This is a genomic window from Edaphobacter aggregans DSM 19364 (assembly GCF_000745965.1).
GTDB classification, from domain to species: Bacteria; Acidobacteriota; Terriglobia; order Terriglobales; family Acidobacteriaceae; genus Edaphobacter; species Edaphobacter aggregans.
The window spans coordinates 21,305-31,050 of the sequence record NZ_JQKI01000065.1 but is presented as its reverse complement, the minus strand read 5'-3'; the positions used below and the strand labels follow the sequence as shown (position 1 = coordinate 31,050).

The window sequence follows — 9,746 nt, the reverse complement described above, 5'->3', positions numbered from 1 at the left end:
GTGCCCTACATGCAGATTCGGGGCGGCTCTGACCGTCCTATATCGCCCGGAACAGCCTGAACCACAACCCATTGGGCTCTGCTGAAACAACCAGACAAGCAGAAAACACCTAATCTCCAGCCGTGAGTGAACGCAGTTCCATCCAGCCCCACGGGTCACAAATCAAATGGACCGAACCTGATTCCGCATCAAACGATGCGGGTTTACTCATTCGATCGACATAAGCTCTTCTGAATTAGTCGCGTGGTACTTCCGCAAATCGTTCATCTCAGGTACGCAAACGCTAAGAGGACATGAAAGGCACGGCCTTCCTTTGTCATCGCAGTGAACCAATCTCGTTCGCATATTTTTTCATGGGTGATTTACCATATTTGAGCCGATCAAATTGTCTGGCGACCGGTTTAATCTAGACCGTTTTTAGCCGCATTGATGATGGCCGCATTGCAGTGCCTGCGATCCGGAGCAGCACGAGGTAGTAAACGACTTTGGAAGCAGTATTTACTCCGCTCATCATGGTCACCATATGAAGCATGGTCCAACCAAGCTGCCGAGCGGCAACAAATACTAAGAGGTTTCCACCGAGGATCAACACGTCGTAGATCAGCTTCAAACGCTGGCCGTGCAACACGTAGACTAACCGGCTCAGCGGACTGACGATGAACGAAGTCAGAAACCAGGGAGCGACGATTACGGCAATTGTCCCCGCCAACTTCCATTTGATCCCAAACGCGAACATGAAGATCGGCTCGCCGAAGAAGAAGACAGTGAGAGCTGGGGTAATTCCCATAGCCAGTAAGGCCGCGGAGGTACTATGAAAGAACCTAAGTAGGCGTTTAGGATCTTCGCGAGCATAAAGTGCAGCGCGGCTGTGAAACGCATCAGCCAAGCTGGCACTGATGAGGACAATCGGTGCCGCCAAAACTCTCCACACGAGGGAGTAGTAGCCGCCCACGTCTGAGCCGTAGAGCGTTACTAGTAGCGGCAACGGGAGGCTCGTGCCGAGCACATTGAGCAACGAGGACGGCGTTGAATACAGGGGGAACTGTCGATTGCTCCCCAGCACTCTTGCCGCGTCGCGAACGTTGGGCGCATACTTGCGGATGACCGGCCAGGCCTTGCGCGCCATGCGGCTCATTCCAATGCCGCGCCCGAAGACCTCACCCAATAACAGGCCGAAAGAATGCAATCCAATCGTTCCCAGAGCGATTTGCAACACGCTGCGTCCACCATTCTGAAAGATGAGAGCGTGCGACACAATACCGAACCTCTCGTTCCGCAGAGACCAGTAGCGCAAGATCGAAAATAAGCCGGCAAAGAAGATGGTGGGCACCATCAACCCCGCTGCATATGCCGGCAATACGCCGAAGCCCACTAGTGAAAAGTGGATCATGACGTAGAGCAAGAGCCCACCCGATAGGCTCATTGGTAGAACGAGCAACATTGATACAGTTGCAAGATGGGCAGCTTCTTTTTCGTCAGACGCAGAGACGATTGCAACGTCATACTGCAGCGAAGCCACCACCGCGGTAACAGCTAGGAACGTATTGAAGAGTCCGAGGTTGCCGATATCGTGCGGTAGATACAACCGGGTCAAGAGCGGCGCCGCAGCAATGGTGAAGCAATGCGCCAGCGCAGCGCCGCCGCTCAGCATGGCGACATTGACCGCGAACGAAAAGCTGCGACGCACTTTGGGCCACGGATCGAGAATTCTTCCCGTCACATCTTGCGCCGAAGAACTGGTCTGTATCGACATAGTTTAAAGTGTTCCATGTTCCTACATCAGAAGGCGTGCTGCATCCATCGTTCCGCAATGAACGTACGGGCGATATCACTGTCTGGGATTGCCGCTCCCCGCTGGAACCGATCGTAATACTTCATAAATTCTCGGTCATTGAGGATGCCAGCCCGGGAAAGTTCACTGTCGTGGAACGTTTTACGGATCAGCTGGTCCAGATCATGCTTCAGCCAATTTTTCTCGGGAGTCAAGAACCCCTGTTTGTCGCGGCGCCAGCGAATTGTGTCGGGCAACTCCGGAAACGATTGCCGCAACAGGTACTTGGTCCACCCGTTCCTAATCTTCCATTCGACTGGGACATTCGTCAGGAGTTCAACCACTCGGTGATCGAGAAATGGGTGCCTCACCTCGAGCGAGTGTGCCATCGAGTTTCGATCCTCATAATGTGTCAAAGCTGGAACAGAGTATTTCTCGATATCTGCAATCTGGCGAGATGCAATGTCCCCACACGACCAAATGGGAACGGGAGCGAACCGAGATTTGAATACACGGTCCAGCCCTGTACCGAGCGTCGGTATATAACGTCGAGCTGAACGTAATGTAAACTGGTGCACAACTGTACGCTGATACAGGCTCGCACCTAACTGGAACATTACTTGCAAATACCTCCGTTGTAGGTACAGCAATTTCAAGTGGAAGAAGAAGAACTTCAAGTAGCCAAGAAGAACCTCATCCCCTCCTTGACCACTCAGAAGAACGGTGACATCCGTTTCCTGCTTAATGGCACGGAATAATTTGTACTGTGCCACTACACTGAAGCCGCCGACGGGCTCATCGTTGTGATCGAGTACCTTATCCAGATCCTGAAGAACATCGTCGCATGCGAAAACAATTTGCCGGTTCTTCAGACCCGTCTCGGCCAAAATGTTGATGTGTCGGTGCTCGTCGCAAAGGCCGTTCTCAGATACGATGGAATAGCTCTCGACTCGGTCACCACTAATCATTCTGCAGCCGACCGCAATCGAAGACGAATCGAGTCCACCGCTCAACAATACCCCCACCTTGACGTCGCTGCGGAGGCGTAGCTTGATGCTGTCAAGGAATAACTCGCGGAACTGTTCTTCGGCTTCCTGCTGTGAACCAATGTGATTGGTACGGTCAAATTTCCAATACACGCTTTCGCTAGTATCCCCGGTGTCGAGCGCAATAACGATGTTCGTCCGCGGCGCCGCCTTGACGATCCCCTCGAAAAAAGTCTCGCGCGAATGATCGAGCAATCCTTGCATGATGAATGCCGACATGGTCTCGACATTGAGCCGGCGCGTCGGTAGGAGAGGAAGAAGCTGCTTGATTTCGCTCGCGAAGTAGATGCAGCCGGGAAAGCGTAATAGATACATCGGCTTGATGGAAAAGCGATCTCTGCTCAGCACTACGCGCCGATTCGGCACGTCAACGATGGCAAACGCCCACATGCCGTTAAGACGATTGAATCCCTGCTCTCCATATTCACTGTAAACATGCAAAATGACTTCAGTATCCGTGTCGGTGGTGAATTCATGCCCCTTGGCCTGCAATTCCAGCCGCAGTTCCAGGTAATTGAAGATTTCACCGTTATATGCGATCCAGCGACCTTGCTGATCCGTCATCGGCTGGTGGCCGTTCGAGCTGAGATCGAGTATCGACAGGCGGCGATTTCCTAGAAAAACGTCGAAGCAGTCACCTACCTGCGCTTCCGACTGCTTAAGCTTCAGCCGGCAGACGCCGTGATCATCAGGTCCCCGATAAGATGTCACGTCGTTGAGTTTCGAAAAACGCTCGAATGCAGCGCGATCGAAAAATCCATCGATGTTTACAGCGCCGAATATTCCGCACATATTGTTCAGCCGCTCCGATACGGCGGGCTATACTTTTCATGTACTTTCAGTTGATTGCGTGTGGGTGGCTCCGAGAAACAAAAGTCAGCGCCCCCGGCGCTAAGACGCTCTTCCCCCACAACGCTACGGCAACAGCCATTAGAAATGGGCTTCGTAACCGAGTGGATTTCGCAACGCTCACGTTTTTTGGGTAACAGGCCCTAAGCGGTACGGTCTGCCGCTATCGATGCGCCTCGCCCGCGGGCAACCGCAACATCTGACTCTTTGCGCCGGAAGGACTGCGCCCACATGCGATAACACAGCTCACGGCGCTTCGCCCAGATGAACTCAAGCGTTCGCTTTGCCTGGCGCACATTACCGAAATTTAAGAACTCCGTCGAGAGGATGTTGAGGTAGAACGCTAGAGGGTTCGGCTCTTTGAAGCGGTAATCAAAGTACATGCCGGAAACCTCCATCGCGCCCCAGCCCCAACTGTATGCGAACCCATACCACGCCACCTGACTGCACATCACGTACCGTGCAGCGTGGCGCCTCTCTTCCGTGGCATCCTGAACCTCGCATGTACCCGCCGGATTGACCTTCAAAACCTTGTCTAGATCGTGCAGGTATATTGAAAACGATTTGATTTGACTGATAGTGAATTTGCCAAACCGCGCGCGGAGCGCTCGCAAAGTCCTATCTACTGCCTGCTGAACGATGTGTATCGGGATCATGGAGGGAGTCGGATCGATCACCTTCGGACGAGTCACATCGTTCATGTATTTTTCGATAGCCTCGGTTGAGCTGAACGTTCGCACATCTGAGTCCCATTCGTCACCTGGGTACATGAAATTCACACCTGGCAGACCCAGATCTGCAACGCGCCGTGGAGTAATGGCAAACTCATTCATCCAACTGTTCTCCTGGCTACAGAAATATACGAAACTGGCGAACGGAATCGTCGCCTCTGGCTTCAGCAAAGTCACTCGTTGCTGCACTTCTCGCAGTTTGGTTTCAGCCTCTCCCAGTTCATCGGCTCGGTTTCCGATCCAGTTCGCAAAAGAGAACTGCGTCAGCAGCACTGTTACTTTTCCGACAAGTCTCGAGATATACGCCAAATGGGCCGGCTCGATCATGCAATCGTTGAGGTTCAATACATTCAGACCCTCAGCGCGAACCGCTATCCAGGAGTCCATCGACCCGGCAGAGCCGCACATCACTTCAATACCGCCGCGCAGCGATGTCCACTTGTTCAAGGTGAGTTCCCGGACGTGGGAGTACCCCAATCCTCGCAGCACCTTGGGAATGCGGAGCGACGCATGCTTCTGGTAGAGCACGGTCAGGCGATTCTTTTCCTGAGGAGAAAGGCTCTTGAGCGTTGGAAAATGAAGATGATCGGGGTGCTGATGGGAGATCCAAAGGTAATCGATCTCTTCCCAATGTACCGTAGCAGCTGGACTTAACAGAGCCCAACCTTGGTTAAATGCCTTTCCAAACAACCACGGATCGCATAAGAGTGTGATTCCCCTGCTTTCGACACTGAAACTCGCGTGACTCACAAACCTAATTTTCATACCTATCCTAGGTCGTTGGTGAATGAATCGAAAACAAATGTGGTCGTTCGATCGCCTCGTGTCCTCATCAATTACACAACGTCAGCATAGTTGTTGTTGCGCTCTCCATCGGCGACTCACGACGACATGAGTTCTGCCCCTGGGACCTCAAGGCCGGGTAAGAAAGATGAATAAAATGACAGTCGCACCTGCTCCTCCCTCATTGGTCCCCATTAAAGTGCTTTCCGGCCGCTCGACGCCCACTGCCCGTTCCTTCCGCTTCGCTGGGATTTCTGATCAGGTGCTCAATTGCAGCAGCAATGGTCGCGCAGCATCCATCGTTTCGCAATTCGAAAGAGGGGCGATGGACGCGACACGGCGTGATCGTACGGCATTCGTCCCTACGAATTCAGTACAGGTCGTGGAATTTGGTCAGTGGAATGAAAGGTACTGCCAATTGAATGCTCTCGCGACAGTTTTGGTTGTGAAAATCCGCGAATTCCGACGGACACCCGTAGGTTGACAAGGTCGTCGGGGAACCCACCAGGAAGAGGTTCGTCACGCAGGAACTCCAAGTTACCATACGACTCCGATCGGAACCACTCGGCAACCTCTTCATAGGTATGGCGGTGAGCAAACGGTGGAGTGAGACGATCACGGGCTGCGATTAAAGCTTCCGTCCAGCCATACTTAACTGCTGCTTCAGGCCCCATCTTCCTCCTGCGGACCAGGCTCTGGTGGAGCATATATGCAGGCAGAACGGGCGCCAGAAAGATGATTTGGAGGCTTCGCGGCAGTCGCGAAAGACTAGGCCGAACAGCCCTTTCAATCTGCATCAATATGCGACGAACCCCACTCGTAGTTTCCTCCTCATGGGAGTAGACCCACACGTAAAGCATTCCATTCTCTTTTGTCAAACCGGTCAGGTGTGAGAAGGCGGTCCGTGTGGAATAGGTGTGATGAATAACTCCATGGCTATAAACCACATCAAACGTAGTTCGCCGGAATGGCAGAGCGAAGACAGAGGCCTGGACGATGTGCAGTCGGTGATTCTCTCCGAAGAACTTTTGTGCCCGATCTACCCCATAGCCCAAGTCAACACCAACAATTTCACAATTCTCCACCCTAGAGACGCCATCCGCCATTGCACCGATGCCAATCCCGACCTCCAGGGCAAGCTTGCCTTGGAGGGGATGCTTGCTAGTACCAAGCGAATATCGCATCCAATCCACGGCTCTCGCCGGAGTAGTCGACCAATAGCTGCGTCCAGACCAGTCGAACTCTGTCCACTCTATGGAAAAATTTCGTAAGACCTCTTCCTCGCCAGGAGGCGCAGCGCAGTGTGGGAGCGTGAAGCCGGGGAGTTGCTCTTGAATCCACAAAGCATTTTCTCTTTGATGAACGCGGGCTACTTCGGTGGTATAAGTTAGCATCCGAGGCACAGCGTTGTAGATCGGGTAGTACACTCGGCATGCCGCGCACGCCAAAGCGCCCGTAATAATCTCAGTCTCGACTTCATCCGAATCTGTAATCCGCGCGATTGCACGCAACAGATCGTAATCGACTTCATTTATGGACAACCTGGAGCACTTTGAAGCAAATAGCTCCAATGCGCCATTGCAGATAGGACATATGAGCCATTTCAGCAATCGCCTTCGCATCTTTATCTCCTCCTATCAAATACTTGTTGGATCGCCCAACCAAGTCAGTAGCCTGTCGTTTTTCGGTGCACATTCAGTGCATGATGACGGTAACGTGATCGATTCGCAAAGCAGCGGAGCTGACGATCTCCGTTCCAGTCATGCCGCGCTACCAGCAGATCCAGCTACCCTGGATGGCGGGTGGTAATTGTTTCTCCAAATCTCGGTGACGAGCTGACGGGTTCTCTTTTCGTTGATATAGACGGGATCTGCGATATTGATACCGTTAGCCTCGGACAATTTCTGTTGGATCTCGGTAATTCCTTCAGCTACCGAGAACCTGGGTCTAAAACCGAGAGTCCGCGCGATCTTCGAAAAGTCCACATGATAATCTCGCAGGTCGATCGATTCTGAGAAAAACTTCATCCGCGCAGAAGGAATTGCGGAGCCGATAAGGTCGGCTATGTCAAGGATTCGATAATTGTTGGAATCAGCGCCGACGTTGAAAATGACATTTGAAACGAGAGAGATATCGCTAGACAGAACGTTCGCGAAAGCGGCGGCGGCGTCCTTCACATGTAAGAAGGGCCGGCGCTGCCCTCCGCCTGTTATCTCCAACGTCTCCGCCCTGCAGGCCCTCGCGGTAAGCACATTCAGGACCAGATCGAAGCGCATTCGGCTTGACCAACCGAATAAAGTCGCGAGCCGCAGGATAGTGGGATGAAAGGAATCGTCGGCCATCCCCTGGAGAGCCTTCTCGCAAGCAAGCTTGTCCTTCGCATAATAAGACAGTGGGCAAGTAACGGACTCTTCGCTGAGGTTAACGACCTCAGAGTTCGAGCGACCATATACGCTGCAACTGGACGCAAAAATGAACCTGCAGATTCCCAGCCGCTTGCAAATGGCAGCTAGCGTGAGGGTACTGTGGTAGTTGCAGGTGTAAGTGAACTCGACATCGATCTCGCAAGCAGGGTCCCCGACGAGACCGGCAACCCATATCACCGCTTCGCAGCCGCGCAGCAGCGGCAGCACCTTGTCGGAGTGTGGAACGTCTACCTTCCGGCTACTGAAACCAGGGTGCCCATGGAGAGGGCGCAAGGCATCGTCCCCGAACCAGTGTGCATCGATCGATGCAACCTCGTATCCCAGACTGACCAGATGGGCACATAGTGTGCTCCCCAGATACCCTGCGCCGCCTACGACGACGACCCGTTTAATATTGTATTTCATAAGTCCTCTCAGCAAAGTCGTGTAAAGTAGCTTTCAACTCACGTGACGTCAATTGCTCGAATGAGCTCAAATTGGGCGGGTCGAAAAGCCAAGCCAATTTGGTGACGTTATCGCCATCGATTGAACCGATCCCTAAGGGGTTTGGGCCTCTTCAACGTTGCCGCGTTAAGCTGTTTTCGGAACAGGGCCCGTACAGAGCAGTGATAAATAGAATGACAACAGCGTCTGCTCCTCATTGGCCCAGTTAAAATGCGCTTCTACAGCTTTGCGCCCGCGTTTTCCCATTGCTTCGGCTTCGGTGGGATTTGTTATCAGACGCTCAATTGCAGTAGCAATGGCCCGCGTGTTAAACGGATCCACTAACAATCCGCAGCCGGCATCCTCGATAATTCTCCGCCACAATGGGAAGTCAGAAGCGATCACAGGAATCCCTGCGGCCATGTACTCGAAGAGTTTGTTCGGTTGTGAGACCTCGTGGCTTTTTTCAGGATGATACACGACCAACCCGGCCCGGACACGTTTGAGCAAAGAGGCAGTGCTGTTACGGTCGAGCCCGCCATGCCAGTCTACATGCTGCCATTGCGAGCTTGCGGCTAGCTCAGTTTTGAGCCCCTCAACGTAAAACCAGCCTGCCAACTCGAGTCTTGCGCCAAGATGTCGCGGGAGAAGGTCCATTGCCGTCAACATCTCACGGATGCCACGTTCTTCGGAAATCCCGCCGATGAGAGCAACAGACGCATTGCGGTTTTTCCACTCCCAACCCGTGGCCGGGGCGAATTCATCGAGAATCGCGTAGTTGTTCACTACAACTGTGTTGCTATGCATCGTACAGAACCGATTTGCGATAGCCGGGGTAGCGGTGACCAAGCCACTCATAAGCTGTGCGGCAGCATTCTCCGCATGCTCAACGATCCACATCAAAGGTTTCCGAACCGGTTTTGGAATATACGTTTTGAAGAGTAGATCCCTAGGAAGGTCTTCGTGGATGTCATAGACAACCCGCCTTCCCGTGGCCCGGAGGAAGAGTCCAACCATGAGGAGTTCCGGATCGTGAATGTGGTATACGTCCCCGGCAGCTCGAAAAGCCTCTCGGCAGATGCCAATCAGTTTCACGGTCATTCTTTGGATCCGACCGCTACTCCGTCCTAATCCTTGAAGTCTGACCCCGTCAACTATGTCATTCGATTCATGGTTTCCGAGCACAATGACTTCGTAACCCGCGCGCGCAAGTGAACGGCATTCCTTGTGAAATATCCGCACATCCAGCGCTTCGTGGGCCGAGGTCAGATGCACTATACGATACGTCTTCCGGTCAATAACTCTCGACATGGTTTGTTTCCAAAGGGTCCATAATTCCAGGCCGCTATGTATTGAAAGCCGCGGCTTCCTAACCGTCCCGGCTCGCAATTCTGCGCAAAAGCTGTTCCGCCCTCGAATGAACGACGGTCCTCATCACAACGCCGGAAGCGAAATACACGTAGATGATGAAACGCCACCCGCTGACTCGAGGCGATCCTCATTGGCCTCGCAGAGGGTTTCGCAGAAATTATTCACCCTCGCCCTTCAACTACTGAACCAGTACTTCACGAGGGGCCGCATTGGATCGCGATATGGCATTGGGAGATTTACTCGATCAAAAGTTGATATTACGGAAAACAAAATTGCGAACCTAGTCAATGTAAATCGCCCCAAAACTGCCGTGTCGGGCTCTTGCCATTGAAAGATATGGCCGGCT

6 protein-coding genes and 1 pseudogene are annotated in these 9,746 nt (G+C 52.9%); all 7 read right to left on the bottom strand.

Annotated features, from left to right (window positions below):
- Nucleotides 1-406: 406 nt before the first annotated feature.
- The 7 genes and pseudogenes from Q363_RS20850 to Q363_RS20825 all read right to left on the bottom strand — a co-directional run bounded on the left by Q363_RS20850 (nucleotide 407) and on the right by Q363_RS20825 (nucleotide 9,340).
- On the bottom strand, nucleotides 407-1,753 hold the full coding sequence (locus tag Q363_RS20850; protein ID WP_035354366.1) for a lipopolysaccharide biosynthesis protein: 1,347 nt from the start codon (nucleotides 1,751-1,753) through the stop codon (nucleotides 407-409).
- 26 nt (nucleotides 1,754-1,779) lie between these two features.
- Nucleotides 1,780-3,609, bottom strand: coding sequence for an asparagine synthase (glutamine-hydrolyzing) (asnB, locus tag Q363_RS20845; protein WP_035354363.1), 1,830 nt, complete (start codon nucleotides 3,607-3,609; stop codon nucleotides 1,780-1,782).
- Between the two features lie 200 nt (nucleotides 3,610-3,809).
- Nucleotides 3,810-4,742, bottom strand: coding sequence for a hypothetical protein (locus Q363_RS20840; protein ID WP_245632365.1), 933 nt, complete (start codon nucleotides 4,740-4,742; stop codon nucleotides 3,810-3,812).
- A gap of 147 nt (nucleotides 4,743-4,889) precedes the next feature.
- Nucleotides 4,890-5,162: pseudogene (locus tag Q363_RS46590) on the bottom strand (MBL fold metallo-hydrolase); the annotation flags it as partial.
- Between the two features lie 380 nt (nucleotides 5,163-5,542).
- Nucleotides 5,543-6,802: a class I SAM-dependent methyltransferase gene (locus tag Q363_RS42165; RefSeq protein ID WP_035354358.1), complete on the bottom strand. Its 1,260-nt coding sequence runs from the start codon at nucleotides 6,800-6,802 to the stop codon at nucleotides 5,543-5,545.
- Nucleotides 6,803-6,940: 138 nt separating this feature from the next.
- Nucleotides 6,941-8,011 carry an NAD-dependent epimerase/dehydratase family protein gene (locus tag Q363_RS20830; protein WP_051979088.1) on the bottom strand — a complete coding sequence of 357 codons (1,071 nt, stop codon included), beginning with the start codon at nucleotides 8,009-8,011 and terminating at the stop codon, nucleotides 6,941-6,943.
- 165 nt (nucleotides 8,012-8,176) lie between these two features.
- Nucleotides 8,177-9,340 (bottom strand): glycosyltransferase family 4 protein, encoded by a 1,164-nt coding sequence (locus Q363_RS20825; RefSeq protein WP_035354355.1) that lies wholly within the window; start codon nucleotides 9,338-9,340, stop codon nucleotides 8,177-8,179.
- Nucleotides 9,341-9,746: the final 406 nt, after the last annotated feature.

Excerpts from the sequence above, each read along its gene's own strand:
- Q363_RS20825 (WP_035354355.1), bottom strand. The coding sequence starts at position 9,340 with ATGTCGAGAGTTATTGACCGGAAGACGTATCGTATAGTGCATCTGACC.
- Q363_RS42165 (WP_035354358.1), bottom strand. The coding sequence starts at position 6,802 with ATGCGAAGGCGATTGCTGAAATGGCTCATATGTCCTATCTGCAATGGC.
- Q363_RS20830 (WP_051979088.1), bottom strand. The coding sequence starts at position 8,011 with ATGAAATACAATATTAAACGGGTCGTCGTCGTAGGCGGCGCAGGGTAT.
- asnB (WP_035354363.1), bottom strand. The coding sequence starts at position 3,609 with ATGTGCGGAATATTCGGCGCTGTAAACATCGATGGATTTTTCGATCGC.
- Q363_RS20850 (WP_035354366.1), bottom strand. The coding sequence starts at position 1,753 with ATGTCGATACAGACCAGTTCTTCGGCGCAAGATGTGACGGGAAGAATT.